The sequence below is a fragment of the Thermomonospora cellulosilytica genome, assembly GCF_014138835.1.
Classification (GTDB): Bacteria; Actinomycetota; Actinomycetes; order Streptosporangiales; family Streptosporangiaceae; genus Thermomonospora; species Thermomonospora amylolytica.
Genome location: NZ_JACJII010000001.1, coordinates 812635 through 833643 on the forward strand (window position 1 = coordinate 812635; position 21009 = coordinate 833643).

A 21009-nucleotide genomic window follows, 5' to 3' on the forward strand; every position below is an offset into this window, starting at 1 on the left:
AGCGCACTTCCGTCGACGCTGGCATCGCCGAACTACAAAGACGGCAGGAGCAACGAGCCGCCTGCGAGGAACCGCGCCTGGGCTCGCGCTCGGCGATTGCGGTGGTGCTTGGGGTGGAGGCGGTGGGTGTTTGGGGTGGAGCAGGCCGCCGAGCGTGGTGGGGGTGGGCTGCGGTGGTCTGAGGGCAGGGCTGTGGATGTGCACCCGTTTTGGTGGACGGGGCCGGTGGGCGGCGGGAGGTGGGCTACGAGGAGCGGGGTGGCGGTACGAAGCGGTAGCCGGTTCCTCGGGGGGCCGGGGAGTCCGTGCCGGCGGTGGAGTCGGCGGTTTTGACGCTGACGGTGCCGGTCGGGGCGTTCGCAGGCGGTGTCGTGGGGCGCGGGGTGCGGGTGGCCGTGGCGGTTCCGCCGGTCTTGCCGGCTTGGGTCGTGGTACGGGTCTTGGTGCCCGGCTGCCGGGTCGGGGTGGCGGAGCGGGACCCGGCGTCCTTGGCCGGGCGTGGCTTGGTCGCGGTCGCGGCCTTGGCGGTGGCCTCGGCGCGGGCGATGTGCTCCTGGGTCTTCTCGACCCGGGTGCGGCCGGAGCCGCTGCGGGCGATCCTGGCCGCCATGCCGAGGCTGCTGACGCCTGCCTGGGCGACGCGCATGCGGCGGGTCCAGGTGCCCAGGTGCGCGGCGATCACCAGGAGGATCAGCGCGATGGCGATGCTCTTGCTCCACTGCAGCCGGGCGAGCGCGGCCGGGTCCTGGCCGCCGGCGTTCTGTCCGGCCACGACCGGCTCCGGGTAGGCGAAGTTCGGGTTGGCTCCGTCCGGCTGCACGTTCGGCAGCGTGACCGGGGACTGCTCGTTGAACGGGGTCAGGGGGGTGCCGCCGTTCCCGGCGCCGTAGTTCGGGGCGGGCAGGTTGCCGACCGAGACGCCGCCACCGCCGGTGCCGCCCGCACCACCGCCACCGGGGCCGCCGCCAGGGCCGGCGAGCTGGACGGTGCGGGAGGAGGGGCCGGAGGTGATGGTGCCGCCGGTGCCGTTCGACCGGACGGCCCGAACGCTGACGGTCGCCGGACCGGTGCTCCCGGAGGCGAGGGTGAACTTGTGGGAGCAGACCGTTCCCGAGCAGAAGGCGCCGGTGGAGCCGGACTTGGAGCCGTGGGAGCCCGCGTCCACCTTGTAGCCGGTGAGGTCGTCCTCGAGGCCGAGGTTCCAGGTGACGGTCAGGGTGTTGCCCGAGGCGCTCGCCGAGACCCCGGACGGCGCGGCCGGTGGGATGCGCACCGTGAACGTGCTGCTGTCGTACTCCCGATAGGGCCACAAGCGCCCCTTCAGGCGGACGGTGTACTTGCCGTTCACCCCGATGCTCACCGGAGCGCTCATCGTGCCCGACCCGCCGCCGCGGGTGAGGAACTGGTCACCGGCTCCTGGGACGGTGACGCGCAGCTCCATGTCCAAGCCGCCATACTCGGCCTTCGCGGTCACCCGAGTGCCGCTGGTGATCACAGCACCGTCCGCAGGTGCGGTGACCCGCCCCCACAGCGCGTTCGCCGAGCCGGGTGTGCCGGTCAGGATCACCCCCGTCGCCACGGGCATCGCGATGAGCAGCGCGCCAAGCCTGCGAATCATCGTCACGGCGGCAATCCCTTCGACAGCCGATCCCTTGTCGCCGCGGCGGCCCCGGGCGGCGACGTGATCTCTGGTCGCGCCGGTACCTATGCGCTTACAGAAGCGTAACGTACTGGCTGGTAATGAACATCACAGACAGGTGACACGAGTGCCCGCCGCTCCGGACGAACCCGGTCGGCGTCCGCACCCGGCACCTCCGATCAGCTATTGACACGGAGTACAACGACTTTGCCAGTGACCTAACTTACGCCTTCCTGACCTTGAGGACCAGCCCTGGCCCGGGAGACGAATCGCAATGAGCCGAACGGGTCGGGCAGCCGGACCGTCACCGTCGCCTCGACATCGGCCACCATGCCCCGCACCGCGCACGACGAGAGCCGCGCACCCCAGCCCTCCGCCACCTCCGCGGCCCTCCGGCACGCCGGCTCCGGCCCCTCCACGGCCCGCGAGGCGGCCGCCAACGCCGCCAGGTCGGCAGCCCCATACGCCCGGTGCCGCGCCGCCCGGACCCCTCCCGCCGCCATGAACGCGACCCCCATCACCCAGATCAACCCCATGAGCGCCAGCACCCAGAGCGTCCCCGACCCCCGGTCTCCCATCACCCGCCGGGCCTGAACCGCCCGCAGGCACCCCGGCACATCTCTGATCACCATCGAACGTCCTCACTCCACACACCAACGGAACCCCGGCCAACGCAGAGCCCCGCCCTCACGCCAGGCCACAGATCTCCTGACGCCATCCCCCACCACCTCCCACCACTCGATCCAGCCGCTCATCCGGCCCCGGATCCCCGACCCCAGCCAGGACCGGCTCCGCCGGACACGTCCTGGAGCCTGTCCGGTAGATCTCGGTGGCGGCCCGGACGTTGTGCCGCGCGCCCGTCCGCCAGACGTTCTCCGGGTCTCCGGCGGCTTGCGTTCGCTGCGGCCATCCCGGAGAGCACGCTCCAGATCCGCCGGACATGGCCTGGGGAAGTCGGCCGTGATGTGCCGCGTTCGGCTGGCGGGCTTTGCCGTGGTGCAGTCACTGTGTGCTCCGTTCGCGGCTTGCTCGCTCTGGCTCGCCGCCTTTGTGGATGGCGGGCGACGGGAGGGGCGGCCGTCCGCGGGGGCGCGGGCCCGGCGGACGGCCGGTTTCAGGGGGTGGCGGCTCCTGGCTCGGTGGCGGACAGGGCTCTGGCGCGGAGTACGGCCGGGGGCAGGCCGGTCGGGACGGGAGCGTGGACTGTGGCGGTGACCTCGACGCGGGTCAATTCGCCGTCGCGGTGCACCTGAACAGTCGAGCCCCTGGGGGCTGCGGCGGTCACCCGGCTGTGGACGGCCGCCAGGGACTCGCCTCTGGCCGCGGCACGGGCTCCGGCCCGGGCCGCGTCGGTGCAGGAGAGCTGAGCCGATGCGATCGACACCCCCCACATGGCCGCCAGGGTGACCAGCACGACGGCCGGCAAGGCGACCGCCACCTCGGCCGTGGCGAACCCGGCCTCATCGGGTGAAGGGCCGGCGCGGGCGGAGTCTCCACCGCCTTCTCGCCGGGGCCTGGCATGGCGGCCCGGTCGCCGGCGGCGGAGAATCCTGCACGGCGTTCGTCGCCGACGCGGGTCGTCGGGCGCAGCCGGTGGGGCGCATGAGCGAGGCATGTCCCTCACCCGCCCATCCGTAGTGCTCCGCGGATGATCCCCATCAGCAGGCCGCGCACCTCCGCGCTGGTGACGACCTTGTACAGCAGCCCGCTGAACGCCACGGCGGCGAGCGTTCCCATCGCGTACTCCGCCGTGGACATGCCCAGGTCACGGGCGGAACTCCGCCACCGCCCGAGCATCGCTCCGATCACCTGCATATGCGGCTCCCTCCGTTGCGGGGCCGGGATGGCCCTGGGACCCACCCTGTGCCGCAGGAAGGAGCGTGGGAACAGGAACGGCGTTCTGTGGAAAACCCTCCTTGCTCAGGCGGTCCGGCGGGGCGGGCGCATCTCCGCCTTCGTCGAATGCGCAGGATCGTTCGAGCTCTTGCGACCGGCGGCGCGGGCACGCGGGGCAAGCGACCGTATGCGATGCGCATTCAAGCGGTGCGAACTGCAGATTTCACGGAACGTCACGGATCGTCACGAAAACGCTCTACTGAGTCGCTATTGGATTTGGTGTACTGTGCCCCGCAACAACGTGATACCGAGAACACCCCCAGACCCGCCGTCCGCATGCGCCCCGGGCGTTCCCGGCCGTTCCCGACGAGCCGAGCGGCGGTGCAGGGTCCCGTTCCGGACGGCCCGCCCGCCGGGAGAGCCGGACGGACGGCGCGGGGAACGGCAGCGGAGGATGACATGCCGGCACGATCGTGGCGACGTCTGACCCGTCGGGTAGGGGCGGTCACCGCTGCCGCCCTGATCGGTCCTCTCGCGGTCACCGCCGCCGTCCAGCCCGCCCAGGCCGCGCCCGACAGGCGCGCCTCCAACGGCGCCACCGTGGCCGGATGGACCTGGCTGCAGAAGGGCAGCTCGTTCGACGTCACCATCAACTCCAAGGCGCTGGGGACCCAGAAGAAGGTGCGGGTCCTGGTCCCCAAGACCTGGCGGCAGAACGCGTTGCGGACCTGGCCGGTGCTCTACGCCTTCCACGGCGGGAGGGACAACCACACCTCGTGGACCCGTTCCACCGACATCGAGGGCCTGGCGCGCAAGTACGACGTCATGGTGGTCATGCCGGCCGGGGACAACGGCTCGTACACCGACTGGTGGAACGGCGGCCGGGGCGGGATCCCCATGTGGGAGACCTTCCACATGCTCGAGGTCCGCGAGCTGATGGAACGCAACTTCCGGGCCGGCGGCGCGCGCGCCTGCATGGGGAACTCCTCCGGAGGCCAGGGCTGCATCACGTACGCCGCCCGTTACCCGAGGACGTTCCGGCACGCCGCCTCGTTCAGCGGACCGCTGTCGCTGCTCGCTCCGGGGATTCCGGCGTTGCTGATGTACACGATGCTGGGCTCGGGCTCCGACCCGTACGCCGTCTACGGCGACCCCCTCCTCAACCGGGCCAACTGGCGGGCGCACGACCCCACGTCGCTGGCGGAACGGCTGCGCGGCACCAAGCTCTACATCTCCAGCGCCACCACGGGCCGCCCGGGTCCGTTCGAGAACCCGAACATGGCGCCGTGGGACATCGGCCTGTTGAGCGAGGTCGGCGTCGGCTACAGCAACCGGGTCTTCCTCAACCGCCTGCGCCAGCTGAACATCCCGGTGACCGCCCACATCTACGGCGACGGCCGGCACTCGTGGGCCTACTGGATCCGCGAGGTCAACACCGTCTGGCCCAGCCTGATGCAGTCCATCGGCGCCCGGCGCCTCTGACGTCCGCCCCCACCCGCTCTTCCGGGCAGATCACCGCCGTCCCCGCCGAACGCGCCCTGCGCGCGTCTGCACCATCTGGTGGAAGCCCTTCGGGAGAGCACGATCGGCTCGTCGAGCTCTCCGGGCATCACCTGCTTCCATGATTCGGGAGCACGATGGCGCAGTGGCAGGGGTGTGAGCGGTCCCGGCTTCTGCGGCGCTCATAGGGGCAGGAGCAGTGACCGGGCGATGCCGGCGACCGCAGGGACGATCCCCAGCAGGACGAACGCGGGCAGGAAACACAGCCCCAAGGGCGCGACCGCGTAGACGCCCACTGCGCGTGCCCTGGCCGTGGCGGCCGCGTGCGCCTGTTTCCTGCGATCCGCGGCGATCCTGGTGAGGGCCGGAGCCAGCGAAGCACCACTGTCGACGGCTCTGGCCACGGTACGGCCCAGGGCCGCCAGCGCGGGCTCTGCGGTCAGGGCCAGCCAGGCGTCGGCGGGGTCCGCGCCCAGGCGCACCCTTGCGGCGACTCCGCGGAGCTCCTCGCCGAGCGGGCCGCCGATGGTGTCCGCGACGGCTTCGGCCGCCTCCGTCCAGGAGACACCGCCTCGCAGGCACGCGGCGAGCAGGTCGACGGCCACCGGGACATCCGCTGCGAGTCTCCTCCCGCGTTCCCGCCGCCCGCGGGACTCGGCCCGGCCGAGGGCGACCATGACCGCCGCGGCCGTCGCGATCCCGGCGAGGAATCCGGCGAGGCCGCCGAACGTGAGCATCACGATCAGGCCCGCTGCCATCGGCGCCACCCGTTGGGCGATGCCTCGATCGCCCTGACCCCGCACAGCAGATGGGGCCGATGCCGCGCCCGGGGGATTCGGGGGAGGGAACGTCCGATCGGCTTCGGGGCGATGGCGGCGTGGCCCCTGATCTGCGGTCGAACACGGCGGTGAAGTGCGTTCACGAGTGGCCTTCGACAGCCGTGGACCGGCGCCGCGGCCCTCCCGGGCTCCTCGGAGGAAGGCCCCTTCATCCATGCCGGCGCGTGTCACCGGATCTGTTGGTCCGCGCCTTCCCCCGCGACCCCCTAAGAGGGATTCGAGCCGTCGTGTCGCAGTCGATCTGCCTCGCGGCAGAAGAAATCCCGCGAACGCAGCACATCCGATGGCGGCATACATCGTGATGCTCATGAGCTGATCGCACTGCCTTTCATGTCGTGGCCACTTTCGCCGGTCCTCTCCGAGAGGCCGGAGGAGGAAGATCAATTCTTCATCGGATCGCCTGTGCGGACTGTGCCAGGCGGTGTGTCCACCACAGGCCGAGGGCGTCGAGACCGATTCCGAGCGTGAGGCATACCGACCCGGGGACGGTGCCGAAGAGGAAGGCCAGCGGATCCGCCCCCAAGGCGGCCGCCATGCCCAGACCGACGATCGGGAGAACCGCCAAGAGGCGAGCCGTGGCACGAGGCCCGGCCAGTTGGGCGGCGATCTCCTGCCGCTGAGCCTCCTCATCCCGAAGCGCAGCGACCAGACCCTCGATCACCGGCGCGAATGCTCCGCCCTTGTCGGCACCGATCCGCCAGCACGCCGCGAGCATGCGCAACCCTTCGGCACCCGGACGTTCCGCCAACCGTTCCAAGGCGATGTCGGGATCCGCCACATCGGCCGTTCCCCCCGCCTGGCACCGCCGCCACTCGGTCATGACGGGGCCGCTTACCTGAGGGTCCAGGACGGCCACCGCACTCGCAAAGGCCGCCTCCGGCACACGACCGGCACGCAGTTCGGCCGCCATGCCGTCGCACAGCTCGATCACCGACGCCCGCCAGAGCGCCTCGTTCCCTCTTCTGGCTCGCAGCCGCTCGAAGCGTTCCCGACCCCAGCGCAGGGCATCACCCCCCGGAGAGGCCCGGCGTCCGCCCGCCAGCGAGTCCAGACGCCGCCGCGCCAGCGAAGGCGCAAAGAGCACCCATACCGCAAGTCCCGCCAGCCCGGCAGCCACAGCAACCTCGAACACGATCACTCCCTTCAACTTCAGAACCGCTCACGCCGACACGGCCGGGCCCATCACCTCCCCGCCATTACCGCCGGCACGGAAACCCGCTGGTCGCGCACTGCCGTCACCGAAGTCCACCGGCACGCTCCACGTCCTGCCTGACAAATCCCGGAGGAGCCTCCTCTGGGGCCGGTCTGAGCAGCCGGGGCACGAGCCGATGTTGCGTGCGGTGAGGTCGTGGGCCGCTGGAGCATGCCGGGGAGCCTTGGCTGCGAGGGCGGAGGGTGGCTGCGGGTGGTCGTCATCGGGGGCGCCAGAGACCTCCGAGGCGGTCGGCCAGGGCGGAGGCCCCTGGTTCGTTGACCAGTTGGCCGTCGGGGGTGAACGTCACGGCGGGCAGGGCGTTGACGAGACCGTCCGGGCCGCGCTGGAGCATGCAGACGGCGGCGACGCGGCGGCGGCCTCCCGCAGGGTCGCGGGTCAGGTGGACGACCACGTCCAGGGCGGCGGCCAGCTGGCTGTGGACGGCCTCGCGGGTCAGGCCGGCGGCGCAGCCGAGCGCCTCCAGACGGGCGGGCACGTCGGTGGCGGTGTTGGCGTGGAGGGTGCCGCAGCCGCCTTCATGGCCGGTGTTGAGAGCGCTCAGCAGATCCGCCACCTCGTCGCCTCGGACCTCGCCGACCACGAGGCGGTCGGGGCGCATCCGCAGGGCCTGACGGACGAGATCGTGGAGGGTGACCCCGCCCGCGCCCTCGACGTTGGGAGGCCGGGCCTCAAGGCGCACGACATGGGGGTGCTCCGGCCGGAGTTCGGCGGCGTCCTCCACCAGGACCAGCCGTTCCCGGGGGTCGGCCAGCGACAGCAGACCGCTGAGCAGGGTGGTCTTGCCGGTCCCGGTGCCTCCCGTGATCAAAAACGCCGGACGCGCCGCCACGAGGGCCGCCAGCAGCTCCGCACCCGCCGGGGGGATCGCCTGCGCGGCGACCAGCTCGTCCAGGGTGAACGCCCGGCGGCGCGGCAGCCGCAGGGACAGGCAGGTCCCGCCCGGCGACACGGGGGGCAGCACGGCGTGCAGGCGGATCCCGCCGGGGAGCCTGGCGTCGACGTACGGGGCGGCGTCGTCCAGCCTCCTGCCGGCCGCGGCCGCCAGACGCTGGGCGAGCCTGCGCAGGGACACCTCGTCGGGGAACCGGACCGGCGTCCGCACGAGCCCCGAGCCGGCGTCCACCCAGACCTCGAAGGGCCCGTTGACGAGGACGTCGGTCACCTCGGACGAACGCAGCAGAGGCTCCAGAGGCCCCGTGCCGACGAAGTCCGCCCGTAACTCGTTCACCAGCGCCAGTACCTCCTGATCGCCGAGCAGCCGTTCCTCGGCCCGCACCGCCGCCGCGACCCGTCCACCGGTCGGTTCCCCGCCGGTGTCGGCCAGCCGCGCCCGCACGGCGTCGGTGAGGTCGTCCGGTCCGTTCACGTCGCCTGCCTCCTCCTGAATCAGCCACCTGATCGCGGCCCGACCTCGCCCACGGCACCCCGCACCCCTCTCACGCCGGGCATCAGCAACCTGCGAGGGCTCGTGTCATCGCCATTGGGGTGAACGGGGTTGCACGGTCACCGTTCCCCTGGCCGGGGAGTGGGGTGCTCCCGGGGGCGGTGGGTGGGCGTCTGCGGATGGGGATGCGGTGGATGCGCGGGTGGGGACGGAAGGTCATGCCGCCTCCTTCCGGGGAAGGGCGGGGTGGGGGATGTGCAGGTCTTCGATGAGGCGGTCGCAGAGGTCGGGCAGAGAGCCCCGGCGGCTCAGGCGGGGGAACTCGCCGCGTTCGATGGCGGCGGGGAGGCGGCGGTCGTCCTGGACGGAGCCGGCCAGGGGGAGGTCGAGGGTGCGGGCGATGACCTCGGGGGTCAGGCCCCCCGGGGAGGGGTCGCGCACGAGGAGACGGATGTCGTCGGTGTCGCCGAGCAGGGAGGCGGCGACGCGGTCGGCGGCGGCGACGGCGCGGAGCTCGGCGGGCACGATCAGGAAGGTGCGGGACGCGGCGCGCAGGGCGACGCGGCCGGCCTCGTCGGGATCCCGGGGCAGGTCGACGATGATCAGGTCGAAGCCGCGGACGGCGGCGTCCAGCACCGTGTGCATGCCCTCGGGGCCCAGGTGCTCGGGGTCCCCGCGGTGCCAGGACAGCAGGGTCAGCTCCTCGACCGCCGGGAGCGAACGGCGGAGGAGCTCGGCGCTCAGGCGGCCGCGGCGTCCGGCCAGGTCGGGCCAGCGGGAACCGGGGACGTCCTCGGCTCCCAGCACCAGGTCGAGGCCGCCGCCCCGGGGATCGCCGTCGACGAGCAGCGTGCTCAGCCCCTGGCGGGCGGCGGTCAGGCCGAGCATGGCGGACAGCACGCTGGCGCCGGCACCGCCGCGGCCGCCGGTCACGCAGACCGTCACGGCCCGCGCGTCGTCCGGCTCGGCCGCCGCCGCGAGCGCGTTCACCAGCCATTCCTCGTCGTCGGGCAGGGCGGCCAGATCCTGCGCGCCGACGACGACCGCGGCGCGGAAGCCGTCCGACGCCCCCGCCTCGCCGGTCACCAGCACGACGCCGGTGCGCCGGGCGACTCCCCCGGCGGCCAGCCCGTCCGCCATGTCGGCGCCCACCAGGACGAGCGGGGAACGGCGCCAGTCCGTTCTCGCCTGCTCGACGGTGGTGGCCACGGTGGCCTCGGCGTTGGCCGCGGCGGCGAGCCGCAGCAGGTCATCGGCGATCCGCGGATCGGCCGTCGCGATCAGTGCGGTGGTTGCCATGGGTTTCCTCCTGGGGTTCGGATGGCTCCACCCTCAGGCCCCGCCCGCCTCACGCGGAAGACGATCCGCAATCTGTGGATAACTCTCCGCTCCGGCTCGCCGGCCCGCGAGAGCCCGTACCGGATCCGCGGACGCCTTCCCAGGCCGCCGGACCACCAGCGGATACGCGGACGGCGCTCCCCGCGCACGGGGGCGTGACGGTGTCGGCCGAGAAGGGTGCGGACATGCGACGACCCCCGCCGGGGGGGATAGCGGGGGTCGTCGAGCGGTCCGGCTCCGGGGGGGTAGAGGCGGACCGTTTCCAGGAAGGTCTCTGCAGATCGCGCCGGGCGCGCCGTTACCGGGGCACGCCGGTTTGATCCATGGGTGACGCAAAGCCGTTGCCTACAGTGTAGGGAGATACAACATATGCTGCCCGATCATCGAGACTTCCGTCGAGCTACGAAGAGATACAACAGGTGACGTTTTTGCCGACTTCCCAAAGCCGGCGAAGGCGAACCGGGACATCTCCCCACTGATCTGGCAAGTCAGGCGGACAATGCGGCCGGACCCGGCCGGCACGGGAGGCCGCGGGAGCCGAGAGCGCCCACCACGGACAAATGATCACGTTGTGTGATCAATTCCGGCGACAACTCCGGTTCGCCCCAATGATCCCGTTCCGGCGGTGATCGGCGGCGGCCCGGCGCCCGAACGGCGGGCGGCGGGCCGCCGTGCCGCGCGAAGGCTTCCAGAGGGGCTTGCGATCTGGGCAAATGAGGCGTAGACAGGTGTCACGGACAAAAGTCCGGGCACGGCACCCGGGTACCCACGCGCGACCAGCCGCGGGAGGCGCGCCGAGACGGGCTTGACCCGATCCGGCGAATCAGAGAGCACGCTTGGTAACCCGGAGTGACGTGTGGCGGCGGCGCCTCTCAACGAGGCGCCGCTCGCTTTGCGAGAACGCATTCTCCCACCCGGCCTCCCACCCGGCGGGTCAGCCGCGGAGGTAGGCCTCGCAGATGGCCAGGGAGTCGCGGGCGGCGATCTGCACGGCGGCGGCGCAGTGCCGGACCCAGGAGGCCACGCCCTCGGAGGTGCCGGTGAGGTAGGCGCGGAGGGCTCCGACGTACTCGTCGGCGCGTTCGGCGTGGCCCACCTCGGGGGCGGTGAGGGACTTGGGGTCCAGGCCCCGCTGCACGAGGGTGAGGCGTTCGGCCGCACGGGCGACCAGGCCGTCGCCCCAGCCGAAGGGGCGCAGGGCCAGCAGCTCACCGTGGACGATGGCGGCGACGACGATCGCGGGGGCCTTGGTGGGCCGGGTCAGCAGGGTGCTCAGGGCGTCCAGGCGGGCCGCGACCTCCGCGGGCACGGGAGGGGCGCCCAGCCCCAGGGGGTCCGTGGCGGGCTGGTCCTCGGCGCGGGGCCGGCCCAGGGCGTCCTCGTCCACCGCGTCGGCGGCGGCCAGGACGTGGAGGCGGGCCAGGACCTGGCGGGGGGCCTGACGCCAGGTCTCGGTGAGGGTGCCGAGTTCGGCGGAGATGCGCAGGGAGCCCTGCACCACCGGGTCCAGGCCGGGACGTTCGGCGGCCATCTCGGCGGCGTCCTGCCGGAACTCCTCCAGGCTCACCGACACGCCCTCCAGGGCGGCGGAGGCGCGGGCGGCGCGCAGGGCCGACTCGGTGGACACCTCGGCGCTGCGGCGGCGGAGGATGCGGTGGCCCAGCAGGCGGTCCACCGTGGAACGGGCCTCGGCGACCGCCTCGTCCACCCCGGGCAGCGCCGCGACTTGGGCCAATGGGTCTGTCACGGTGTCCGACCTTATGCCGTCCGTCCGGGGCCGCGGGACGCCCCCCAGGGGCACAGGACGATTTCGCCCTCGGATGACCTTGTGGGACGGGGAATTCCCTGGTGAAGTGGACGACACCGGGCGCCACCCCCTGTTCCGTCTGAAGGAGAGCACACCGTGAGCGACACGCGAGCGGAGCGGGCCCCAGGGTCCGTGAGCTTGGCGACCGCACCCCGCCGGGGCGGCACGGCCCATGCGCCGCCGTCCGGCCGGACGGGGTACGCGGTCAGCGCAGTGAACGGAGTTGCCCGGCGAGCGCGGTCCACCGGGCCGTGTGGCGAGGAGTGAATCGTGAGCCAAGAGCCCCTTTCCAACCTGCTGAAGGAGAACCGGCGGTTCGCCCCGCCCCCTGAACTCGCCGCCGCGGCCAACGTCAAGGCCGACGTCTACGACGAGGCCGCAGCGGACCGGCTCGGCTTCTGGGCCCGCCAGGCGGAACGGCTGACCTGGGCCAAGCCGTGGGAGCAGGTGCTGGACTGGAGCAATCCGCCGTTCGCCAAGTGGTTCGTCGGCGGTGAGCTGAACGTCGCTTACAACTGCGTGGACCGGCACGTGGAGGCCGGGCTCGGGGACCGGGTCGCCTACCACTGGGAGGGCGAGCCGGAGGGCGACACCCGTACGCTGACGTACGCCGACCTGCAGCGCGAGGTCAACAAGGCCGCGAACGCGCTGCTGGAGCTGGGCGTGCGCAAGGGCGACCGAGTGGCGATCTACCTGCCGATGATCCCGGAGCTGCCGATCTCGATGCTGGCCTGCGCGCGGATCGGCGCGACCCATTCGGTGGTGTTCGGCGGGTTCAGCGCCGACGCGCTGCGCACCCGCATCAACGACGCCCAGGCCAAGCTGGTCATCACCGCGGACGGGGGCTACCGGCGGGGCAAGCCGTCGGCGCTCAAGCCCACCGTGGACGAGGCCGTCGCCGACACCCCGAGCGTCGAGCGGGTCCTGGTCGTGCGCCGCACCGGCGAGGAGACGGCGCAGCACGAGCGCGACGTGTGGTGGCACGACGTGGTGGACCGGCAGAGCGACCGGCACGAGGCCCAGCCGCACGACGCCGAGCACCCGCTCTACATCCTCTACACCTCCGGCACGACCGGTAAGCCGAAGGGCATCCTGCACACGGCCGGCGGCTACCTGACCCAGGTCGCCTACACCCACCACGCGGTGTTCGACCTGAAGCCGGAGACCGACGTGTACTGGTGCTCGGCCGACATCGGCTGGGTGACCGGGCACTCGTACATCGTGTACGGGCCGCTGGCCAACGGCGCCACCAGCGTGATGTACGAGGGGACGCCGGACACCCCGCACCGGGGCCGCTGGTGGGAGATCATCGCCAAGTACAAGGTGACGATCTTCTACACCGCGCCCACCGCGATCCGGACGTTCATGAAGTGGGGCGACGACATCCCCGCCAAGTACGACCTGTCCAGCCTGCGGGTGATCGGCAGCGTGGGCGAGCCGATCAACCCCGAGGCGTACGTCTGGTACCGGCACCACATCGGCGCGGACCGCTGCCCGGTGGTGGACACCTGGTGGCAGACCGAAACCGGCGCGATCATGATCAGCCCGCTGCCGGGCGTCACCGAGGGCAAGCCGGGCGCGGCGATGCGCCCGCTGCCGGGGATCAGCGCGGACGTGGTGGACGACACCGGGGCGTCGGTGCCGAACGGCGGCGGCGGGTTCCTGGTGCTCAAGGAGCCGTGGCCGTCGATGCTGCGGACCATCTGGGGCGACGACGAGCGGTACGTCAAGACCTACTGGTCCCGGTTCGAGGGGATGTACTTCGCCGGCGACGGGGCCAAGAAGGACGACGACGGCGACATCTGGCTGCTCGGCCGGGTGGACGACGTGATGCTGGTGTCCGGCCACAACATCTCCACCACGGAGGTGGAGTCGGCGCTGGTCTCGCACCCGAAGGTGGCCGAGGCGGCGGTGACCGGCGCGACCGACCCGGTGACCGGGCAGGCGATCGTGGCGTTCGTGATCCCGCGCGGGGCGGCCGAGGACGAGGCCGACGGCGAGGAGTTCGTCAAGGAGCTGCGCGACCACGTCGCCAGGACGCTGGGGCCGATCGCCAAGCCCCGCCAGATCATGGTGGTGCCGGAGCTGCCCAAGACCCGGTCCGGCAAGATCATGCGGCGGCTGCTGCGGGACGTGGCCGAGAACCGTTCGCTCGGTGACGTCACCACCCTCACCGACAGCTCGGTGATGGACCTGATCTCCGCCAAGCTGCCCACGGCCAAGCCCGAGGACTGATCCCGGACGTCGAACGCGGCGCGCCCTCCGCACCGGCGGGGCGCGCCGCGTTCCCGTCTCCGGGCGTTCCCGTCGAAGGCCCGAGGCGCCGACCGGCGGGGCCGGTGAACGCGTCGCGGCGTGAGCCGACGCGCAGCCGGGCGTGAACGTGTTGCGGTGATACGGACGGTTGCGTTTGGGCCTTATGGGTAGCCTTGGTTTCGGTGTGCCGGGAAGTCTGGTCGGCCGGGAATGTCCACTGAAGGGCGTTCCCGTGTCCTGTTCGCCGACCAGCACACCGGGAGTGCCGTGCCGCGCCCTGTCGCCGCCATCTGGCCCGTCCAGCACACCGTCCGCTACAGCCGCAACCTCGCCGAGGCGCTCCGTACCGAGACGATCGGCGGGTTCATCGTGCTCGGGGCCACGCTCGTCGCGCTGGCCTGGGCCAACAGCCCGTGGAACGGGGCGTACGAGGAGTTCCGGCACCTGGAGCTGGGGCCGATGGACGTGGCCCACTGGGCCTCGAGCGGGCTGCTGGCGCTGTTCTTCTACATCGCCGGGCTGGAACTCCGCGAGGAGATCACGCACGGCGAGCTGCGGCGTCCACGGCAGGCCGCGCTGCCGGTGATCGCGGCGTTCGCGGGCATGCTCGTGCCGGCCGCGCTGTTCCTGGCGGTCAGCGCCGGCGAGCCGGGGGCGGCGAGCGGCTGGGCGATCCCCACCGCCACGGACATCGCGTTCGCGCTGGCGGTGCTGGCGGTGGCGTTCCCGGCCTGCCCGGCGGCGCTGCGGGCGTTCCTGCTGACGCTGGCGGTGGTGGACGACCTGATCGCCATCACGATCATCGCGCTCTTCTACACCCACGAGCTGGCGCCGCTGTGGCTGCCGGCGGCGGTCGCGCTGATCGCCCTGTTCGGCGTGCTGCAGGCCAAGGGCGTGCGCACTCCCTGGGCGCACGCGCCGATCGCGCTGCTGGCCTGGTACTGCGTGTACCGCAGCGGCGTCCACGCCACCATCGCGGGGGTCGCGCTCGGCATGCTGACCAGCCCCCGGGAGACCCCGGACGGCCGCCGTACCAACGCCGAGCAGGCCGACCACGTGCTGCGGCCGCTGTCGGCGGGGGTGTGCGTGCCGCTGTTCGCGTTCACCTCGGCCGGGGTGGCGCTGAACCCGTCCGCGCTGGGCGAGGTGGCGACCGACCGGGTGGCGCTCGCGGTGATCGCCGGGCTGGTCGTCGGCAAGTTCCTCGGCGTCTTCGGCGGCGCATGGGCGGCGGTGCGGCTCGGCCTGGCCGGGCTCGGCGACGACCTGCGGTGGCGGCAGCTCGCCGGGGTGGCCCTGCTCGCCGGGGTGGGGTTCACCGTGTCGCTGCTGATCGGCGGGCTGGCCTACACCGACCCGGCGCGGGTGGACAACGTCACCACGGCGGTGCTGGTCGCCAGCGTGGTCTCCGCCGCGCTGGCCACGACGGCGTTCAGGGTCCACGGCCGCGGGCGCCGGACGGTCAGGACTGGCTGACATCACGCATGTCCCGGGTGGCACTACGGTGATCCCTGCTGCAAGGCTATGCAGCGTGCCCCTGGGATACCGGTGCCCTGGGAGAAGGAGTGCGACATGGCGGAGGCAGGGCCGGGCGAGCGGATCGAGGACAAGTCTCTCGGTGAGCTGGTCGCCCAGGCGTCGAGCGGCATCTCCAAGCTGATCCGCGCCGAGATCAGCCTGGCCAAGACGGAACTGCGGGTGGACGCCCGCAAGGCGGCGGTCGGCGGCGCGCTGTTCTTCGTGTCGCTGGCGGTGTTCGCACCGGTGATCATCTTCCTCGGGCTGGCGCTGGCCTACGGGCTGATGGAGCTGTTCGGCATGTGGCCGTGGGCCGCGTTCCTGACCGTGGCGATCACCTACGTGGTGGTGGCGGTGCTGCTCGGCGTCGTCGGCGTGCTGGTGGTCAAGCGCATCCGGGGGGCCAAGCGCACCCGGCGGACGCTCCGGGACCTGCCGGAGGCGTTCCGGCACGAGGACAAGCCGGCGCTCAGCCAGGCGGACTGAGCGGACATGGCCGGGCGCGGCACATCCGTGGTGCAGCTCGACGGCCCGTGGACGCACCGGGCGGTGAGCGCGGGCGGCACCCAGTTCCACGTCGTGGAGGCCGGCGAGGGGCCGCTGGTCCTGCTGCTGCACGGCTTCCCCGAGTTCTGGTGGTCGTGGCGGCACCAGCTGGTGTCGCTGCCGGCGGCCGGGTACCGCGCCGCCGCGGTGGACCTGCGCGGCTACGGCGGCAGCGACAAGCCGCCCCGCGGGTACGACCTGGTGACGCTGGCCGGGGACGCCGCGGGACTGGTCCGCGCGCTGGGCGAGGCGAACGCGGTCATCGTCGGGCACGACTGGGGCGGCCTGCTGGCCTGGACCATGGCGGTGTACCGGCCCAAGGTCGTGCACCGCCTGGTCACCGTGTCCGCCCCGCATCCGCTCAGGCTGCGCCAGGCGGTCCGCACCGGCCTGCGCACCCAGGCGTGGGCGGCCCGCCACTCGCTGGGCTTCCAGGTCCCGATGTGGCCGGAACGCCGCCTGGTCCGCGACGACGCCGCCCTGGTGGGCCACATGCTGCGCGAGTGGTCCGGCCCCGGCTGGCCCGACGAGCGCACCGAACGGGTCGTCCGCCAGGCCTTCCAGATCCCCGGCGTCGCCCACTCCGCCATGGAGTACCACCGGTGGCTGGTCCGCTCCCTGGCCCGCCCGGACGGCATCCGCTACGCCCGCCGTATGCGGACCCCCATCCAGGTCCCCACGCTCCAGCTCCACGGCGCCCTGGACACCTTCACCCTTCCCGGCACCGCCCAGGGCTCCGGCCGCTACGTCACCGCCCCGTACCGCTGGAAGCTCATCGACGGCGCCGGCCACTTCCCCCACGAGGAACGCCCCGAGTCCTTCGACGCCGCCCTCCTCGGCTGGCTCACCGACCCCGAGCCCGACAACTGACCCCTGCCCCGTGACGCGCCCGCAAGGCGACGGCAGTGCTAGGTCCGGCGGCGTAGGGACAGGGGTAGGGGGGCCTTGGCCAGGCCGGGGTCGTCGGTGCGGGCGGCCAGGGAGCGGGCCGCCCGGATGACGCCGGGGACGTCGATGTCGTGGGGCGGGGAGTCGGCGTAGGGCTCCAGGCGGGCGGCGGCCCGGGTGAGGAGGGCCCGGGCTCCCCGCGGGTTGCCCCGGCGGACGTGGGTCAGGCCGACCGCGACCTGGGCGAGGCCGCGCCAGAGTTCGCGTTCGGGCTCCGGGGAGGACTTCCAGACGGCCTCGAGGACCTCGTGGGCGTGGAACGGGCGGTCGGCGTCGAGGAGGCGCTGGGCCTCGGCCAGGGCCTCGGCGGGGGTCAGGGACAGGTCGTCGGGCATCGTGGGGACGCCCGGGGCGCCGTGCGGGAGGGGACGGCCGTAGGCGTCGCGGGGGCGGGCGTTGCGGGCGCGCCCCTGGGCGTCACGGTCGCGGGTCATCAGTCCGAGCAGGCGCCGGTGCTGACGGGGGCGGTGGCGGTCTCGCCGATCTCGGCGTCCGGGGCGACCTCCTTGGCGGTGAGGGCGTATCCGATGGAGGGGTTGTCCAGCGCGGCGGCGAAGATCACGCCGTACACGTCGCCGTCCGGGGACAGCAGCGGGCCGCCGGAGTTGCCGGGCTCGACCTTGCCGCGGATGGCGTAGATCTCGCGGGTCACCTGGCCGGAGTGGTAGATGTCCGGGCCGTTGGCGTGCTGGCGGGCGCGGATGCGGGCGGCGTCGGCGGTGTAGCCGTGGCCCTTGGGGAAGCCGGCCACGATGGCGTCGTCGCGGGTGCGGGCCGGGCCGTCGAACCGCAGCGGCCTGGCGTCGAAGCCGGGCACGTACAGCACGGCGATGTCGCGGCGCGGGTCGTACACCACGACCCGGGCCTTGCCGCGCTTGCGGCCGTCCCAGGAGATCACGTCGATCGGGCCGCGGACCCCGGCGACCACGTGCGCGTTGGTCATGATCCGCCCGGGGGCGTAGACGAAGCCGGTGCCCTCGATCTTGCGCTGGCACTGCGGGGCGGTGCCCACCAGCTTGAAGATGCTGCGCTTGGCGGCCTGCAGCTCGGGGGTGCTCGCGACGTTCTCGTCCGGCGGCGGGACCTCCACCACCGACTCCCCGCCGAGCCCGTAGAACACCCGCGGGAACTCGCTGGCGTCCACGAACTCCTGGAACGAGGAGAACCACGTCTGCGACTGCTCGGGCATCACCGTGTCGACGCCCTCGAGCACCGCCGAGGAGTTCACCTGGGTGCGCAGCCAGTCGATCTTGGCCCCGGACAGCAGGATCCCGAAGAACCACGCCACGATCAGTATCGACAGCGCGCTGACCAGCGCCCCGCCCACCGCGTCGGCGGCGCGGGCGTTGTCGCCGGTGACCCGGTTGCGCAGCGCGGCGCCCACCGACGAGGCGGCCAGCTGCCCCAGCGTGGCGGCCAGGAACGCGATGATGATCGCCAGCAGCGCCTGCTGGGCGGTGCCGTCGACCACCGCCTCGGCGATCGGCGGCGCCACCAGCACGCCGATCACGCCGCCCCCGACGAAGCCGACGAAGCTCAGCAGGCTCACGATGAAGCCCTGCCGGTACCCCGAAACGGCGAACAGCACCACCAAGGCCAGCAGGATCAAGTCAAGAACGTGGTCGCCCAGCACGAATTCACCGTATAGGGCATCGCCCGGAGTTCACGTCCCCTCAGCGGACCAGTTGTCCCGCCGTCGCCCTCACCGCAGGGGATGACACCGGCATCTCCGGCACGCCCGGCCCGGCGTGTCAGCCCCGGGCGGCCAGCGCCAGCACGTCCGGCGGCAGGTCCTCGACCCGGCCGGCGTCCCACGGCCGGTCCCAGCCGCCGACCTTGAGCAGCTCGGTGAGCAGCATGGCGGTGAAGCCCCACACCAGCATCCCCCGCACCCGGAACGCCGGCCCGGCGAACCCGGAGGGGTGCCGCACGTTCAGCCGGTTGGCCGGGTCGGTCAGCTCGCCGATCGGCACCCGGGCGACCGCGGCGACCTCGCCGGGGTGGCCGGGCGACACGTCCGACGGCTCCCGCCACCAGGCCGCGACCGGGGTGACCCGGTGGTTGCTGCGCGACAGGTACAGCTCCGGGAGGGTGGCCAGCACGTCGCAGCCGGACGGGTTCAGCCCGGTCTCCTCGTGGGCCTCGCGCAGCGCCGCCCCCACCGGCCCGTCGTCGCCCGGGTCGATCCGCCCGCCGGGGAACGCGGGCTGCCCGGCGTGCTTGCGCAGCGTGGCGGCCCGCTGGGTCAGCAGCAGGTCGGGCCCGTCGGGGCCCTCCCCGAACAGCACCAGCACGGCGGCGGGGCGGGCGTCGGCGGGCGGTCGCAGCCACGACGGCACCGTCATCCGCGGAGCCTCGGCGATGAACCGGTCGAGCCAGGCGGGCGGTGCGGAAGTCTCGCTCGTGGAGGGAGTCACGTCCGTGCCAACCCGCTCGGGGCCCGGTTCCTTCCCGGTCACGAGAACGGCCCCGTGCGGACCAGCTTGCGCGCGGTCTCCTCGTCGGTGGGGCCCTCGCCGAACGACGGGCACAGCCGGGCCAGCGGGCACACCCCGCAGGCGGGGCGGCGGGCGTGGCAGATCCGGCGGCCGTGCCAGATCATCCGGTGCGACAGGATCGTCCACTCCCTGCGCGGGATCAGCTCGGCGATCTCGTGCTCGACCTTGGCCGGGTCGGTCTCGGTGGTCCAGCCGAACCGGCGGGCCAGCCGCCCGAAGTGGGTGTCCACGGTGATCCCCGGGACGTCGAACGCGTTGCCGAGCACCACGTTCGCGGTCTTGCGGCCCACCCCCGGCAGGGTGACCAGCTCCTCCAGGGTCCGCGGCACCTCGCCGCCGAACCGGTCCCGCAGCCCGGCCGCCAGCCCGAGCAGGTTCCTGGCCTTGGACCGGAAGAACCCGGTGGACTGGATCAGCTTCTCCAGCTCCTCCGGGTCGGCCGCGGCCATGTCCTCGGGGGTGGGGTAGCGGGCGAACAGCGCCGGGGTGACCATGTTGACCCGCACGTCGGTGGTCTGCGCCGACAGCACCGTGGCGACCAGGAGCTGGAACGGGTCGGCGAAGTTCAGCTCGCAGTGCGCGTCCGGATAGGTCTCGGCCAGAATCCGGTTCATCCTCCGCGCCCGCCGCACCAGCGCCAGCCGCGACTCGGGTCCGCGAGCACGCCGGCGCGGCTTGGCTCCCGCCACACTCGTCGCCATGCCCGCAAGGGTAAGTGCTCCCCGCCGCCCCCGCCCTCATCACGGGGTGGTATGCGGGTGTTGTGCAGGTTGTTCGTACACTGCGCTGGCAGAATGGTGGCGACCAGCGGTTCGGGCGGGTTCGCGTAGACCGTTCCTCACGGGCGTCCGGCTCCGGCACGCGTACGCGGTGCGAGAGGGCCCGGAGGGGCGCGGCTGCGGTGCTCTGCGTGCCCCGCCGGCAACGCCCCGCCTTCACGTACGCGGTGGGACGTACGTCACACTGTTCATGTAGGTGCTTTGAGGAGGAAGCGTGACCGACCGCGACGTGGACGTATTGAGCAAGGCCCCGCTCTTCGAGGCGCTCGACGATCAGGGGGCCAAGGCGCTGCGCGCCAATGTGGCCGAGGTGCGGTTGGCACGCGGCCAGACCCTGTTCAACGAAGGCGAGACCGGCGACCGGCTGTACGTGGTGCTGGAAGGCAAGATCAAGCTGACCCGCACCTCCCCGGACGGCCGCGAGAACCTGCTGAGCGTGCTGGGCCCCAGCGAGATGTTCGGCGAGCTGTCGCTGTTCGACCCGCGCCCGCGGACCGCCAGCGCGGTCGCCGTCACCGAGTGCCGGCTGGCCGGGCTGGGCCACGACGACCTGCGGCCGTGGCTGACCGGTCACCCCGAGGTGGCGGTGCAGTTGCTGCGCGCGCTGGCCCAGCGGCTGCGGCGGACCAACGACGTGATGGCCGACCTGGTGTTCACCGACGTGCCGGGCCGGGTCGCCAAGCAGCTGCTGGACCTGGCCGAGCGGTTCGGGCAGCCGTCCGACGTGGGCCTGCACGTGCACCACGACCTCACCCAGGAGGAGCTGGCCCAGCTCGTCGGCGCCTCCCGGGAGACCGTCAACAAGGCGCTGGCCGACTTCGCCGCCCGCGGCTGGCTGCGGATCGAGGCCCGCGCCGTGGTGATCCTCGACATCGAGCGGCTGCGCAAGCGCTCCCGCTGACCGG

The 21009-nt window shown here is 72.7% G+C and carries 19 protein-coding genes; 6 read left to right on the top strand and 13 right to left on the bottom strand.

All coding sequences use genetic code 11. From position 1 onward, the window contains the following. Positions 1-244: 244 nt before the first annotated feature. The 4 genes from HNR21_RS03780 to HNR21_RS03795 all read right to left on the bottom strand — a co-directional run bounded on the left by HNR21_RS03780 (position 245) and on the right by HNR21_RS03795 (position 3454). Positions 245-1624, bottom strand: coding sequence for a fibronectin type III domain-containing protein (locus HNR21_RS03780; protein ID WP_182704067.1), 1380 nt, complete (start codon positions 1622-1624; stop codon positions 245-247). A 233-nt stretch (positions 1625-1857) separates the two neighbouring features. Then, a complete protein-coding gene (locus HNR21_RS03785) occupies positions 1858-2271 on the bottom strand; it encodes an Rv3654c family TadE-like protein (protein ID WP_182704068.1) in 414 nt (137 codons plus the stop codon). A gap of 482 nt (positions 2272-2753) precedes the next feature. Beyond that, positions 2754-3254, bottom strand: a complete 501-nt coding sequence (locus tag HNR21_RS35865) for a TadE family type IV pilus minor pilin (RefSeq protein WP_182704069.1) — start codon at positions 3252-3254, stop codon at positions 2754-2756. Between the two features lie 5 nt (positions 3255-3259). Beyond that, positions 3260-3454: a DUF4244 domain-containing protein gene (locus tag HNR21_RS03795; RefSeq protein ID WP_119727894.1), complete on the bottom strand. Its 195-nt coding sequence runs from the start codon at positions 3452-3454 to the stop codon at positions 3260-3262. Between the two features lie 480 nt (positions 3455-3934). Between HNR21_RS03795 and HNR21_RS03800 the strand changes: the two genes are divergently transcribed. After that, on the top strand, positions 3935-4957 hold the full coding sequence (locus HNR21_RS03800) for an alpha/beta hydrolase (protein ID WP_182704070.1): 1023 nt from the start codon (positions 3935-3937) through the stop codon (positions 4955-4957). A 200-nt stretch (positions 4958-5157) separates the two neighbouring features. On the opposite strand, the gene HNR21_RS03805 is transcribed toward HNR21_RS03800, so the two are convergent. The 5 genes from HNR21_RS03805 to HNR21_RS03825 all read right to left on the bottom strand — a co-directional run bounded on the left by HNR21_RS03805 (position 5158) and on the right by HNR21_RS03825 (position 11499). Beyond that, positions 5158-5733 (bottom strand): type II secretion system F family protein, encoded by a 576-nt coding sequence (locus tag HNR21_RS03805; protein WP_182704071.1) that lies wholly within the window; start codon positions 5731-5733, stop codon positions 5158-5160. Between the two features lie 469 nt (positions 5734-6202). Then, positions 6203-6952 carry a type II secretion system F family protein gene (locus tag HNR21_RS03810; protein WP_312880834.1) on the bottom strand — a complete coding sequence of 250 codons (750 nt, stop codon included), beginning with the start codon at positions 6950-6952 and terminating at the stop codon, positions 6203-6205. A 274-nt stretch (positions 6953-7226) separates the two neighbouring features. After that, a complete protein-coding gene (locus HNR21_RS03815) occupies positions 7227-8396 on the bottom strand; it encodes a TadA family conjugal transfer-associated ATPase (RefSeq protein ID WP_182704072.1) in 1170 nt (389 codons plus the stop codon). 234 nt (positions 8397-8630) lie between these two features. Further along, positions 8631-9713, bottom strand: coding sequence for a septum site-determining protein Ssd (gene ssd / locus HNR21_RS03820; RefSeq protein ID WP_182704073.1), 1083 nt, complete (start codon positions 9711-9713; stop codon positions 8631-8633). Between the two features lie 973 nt (positions 9714-10686). Next, complete coding sequence (locus HNR21_RS03825; protein WP_182704074.1) at positions 10687-11499, bottom strand: Fic family protein; 813 nt, start codon at positions 11497-11499, stop codon at positions 10687-10689. 330 nt (positions 11500-11829) lie between these two features. Between HNR21_RS03825 and acs the strand changes: the two genes are divergently transcribed. From acs to HNR21_RS03845, 4 genes are all read left to right on the top strand, one after another. Continuing rightward, positions 11830-13794 (top strand): acetate--CoA ligase, encoded by a 1965-nt coding sequence (acs, locus tag HNR21_RS03830; RefSeq protein WP_182704075.1) that lies wholly within the window; start codon positions 11830-11832, stop codon positions 13792-13794. Positions 13795-14082: 288 nt separating this feature from the next. After that, on the top strand, positions 14083-15291 hold the full coding sequence (gene nhaA / locus HNR21_RS03835) for a Na+/H+ antiporter NhaA (protein WP_182704076.1): 1209 nt from the start codon (positions 14083-14085) through the stop codon (positions 15289-15291). 96 nt (positions 15292-15387) lie between these two features. Next, positions 15388-15819, top strand: a complete 432-nt coding sequence (locus tag HNR21_RS03840) for a phage holin family protein (protein ID WP_119731353.1) — start codon at positions 15388-15390, stop codon at positions 15817-15819. A gap of 6 nt (positions 15820-15825) precedes the next feature. Continuing rightward, positions 15826-16749 (top strand): alpha/beta fold hydrolase, encoded by a 924-nt coding sequence (locus tag HNR21_RS03845; protein ID WP_182704077.1) that lies wholly within the window; start codon positions 15826-15828, stop codon positions 16747-16749. A 38-nt stretch (positions 16750-16787) separates the two neighbouring features. Here the strand turns inward: HNR21_RS03845 and HNR21_RS03850 are convergent, their stop codons facing one another. The 4 genes from HNR21_RS03850 to nth form a co-directional block, all read right to left on the bottom strand. Then, a complete protein-coding gene (locus HNR21_RS03850) occupies positions 16788-17261 on the bottom strand; it encodes a DUF309 domain-containing protein (RefSeq protein ID WP_182704078.1) in 474 nt (157 codons plus the stop codon). Further along, on the bottom strand, positions 17261-18460 hold the full coding sequence (locus tag HNR21_RS03855) for a MarP family serine protease (protein WP_182704079.1): 1200 nt from the start codon (positions 18458-18460) through the stop codon (positions 17261-17263). Before HNR21_RS03855 ends, HNR21_RS03850 begins: the two co-directional genes overlap by 1 nt. A gap of 118 nt (positions 18461-18578) precedes the next feature. Beyond that, entirely contained in the window at positions 18579-19244 is a 666-nt protein-coding gene (locus HNR21_RS03860; protein ID WP_376766572.1) for an NUDIX hydrolase, read from the bottom strand. A gap of 38 nt (positions 19245-19282) precedes the next feature. Continuing rightward, positions 19283-20026 (bottom strand): endonuclease III, encoded by a 744-nt coding sequence (gene nth / locus HNR21_RS03865; protein WP_182704080.1) that lies wholly within the window; start codon positions 20024-20026, stop codon positions 19283-19285. A gap of 292 nt (positions 20027-20318) precedes the next feature. Here nth and HNR21_RS03870 point away from each other — a divergent pair, with 292 nt between their 5' ends. Continuing rightward, positions 20319-21005 (top strand): Crp/Fnr family transcriptional regulator, encoded by a 687-nt coding sequence (locus tag HNR21_RS03870; RefSeq protein ID WP_119731357.1) that lies wholly within the window; start codon positions 20319-20321, stop codon positions 21003-21005. Positions 21006-21009: the final 4 nt, after the last annotated feature.

Coding starts and splice junctions, on each gene's coding strand:
- HNR21_RS03785 (WP_182704068.1), bottom strand. CDS start 2,271: ATGGTGATCAGAGATGTGCCGGGGTGCCTGCGGGCGGTTCAGGCCCGG.
- HNR21_RS35865 (WP_182704069.1), bottom strand. CDS start 3,254: ATGCCTCGCTCATGCGCCCCACCGGCTGCGCCCGACGACCCGCGTCGG.
- HNR21_RS03795 (WP_119727894.1), bottom strand. CDS start 3,454: ATGCAGGTGATCGGAGCGATGCTCGGGCGGTGGCGGAGTTCCGCCCGT.
- HNR21_RS03800 (WP_182704070.1), top strand. CDS start 3,935: ATGCCGGCACGATCGTGGCGACGTCTGACCCGTCGGGTAGGGGCGGTC.
- HNR21_RS03805 (WP_182704071.1), bottom strand. CDS start 5,733: ATGGCAGCGGGCCTGATCGTGATGCTCACGTTCGGCGGCCTCGCCGGA.
- ssd (WP_182704073.1), bottom strand. CDS start 9,713: ATGGCAACCACCGCACTGATCGCGACGGCCGATCCGCGGATCGCCGAT.
- HNR21_RS03840 (WP_119731353.1), top strand. CDS start 15,388: ATGGCGGAGGCAGGGCCGGGCGAGCGGATCGAGGACAAGTCTCTCGGT.
- HNR21_RS03845 (WP_182704077.1), top strand. CDS start 15,826: ATGGCCGGGCGCGGCACATCCGTGGTGCAGCTCGACGGCCCGTGGACG.
- HNR21_RS03850 (WP_182704078.1), bottom strand. CDS start 17,261: ATGACCCGCGACCGTGACGCCCAGGGGCGCGCCCGCAACGCCCGCCCC.
- nth (WP_182704080.1), bottom strand. CDS start 20,026: ATGGCGACGAGTGTGGCGGGAGCCAAGCCGCGCCGGCGTGCTCGCGGA.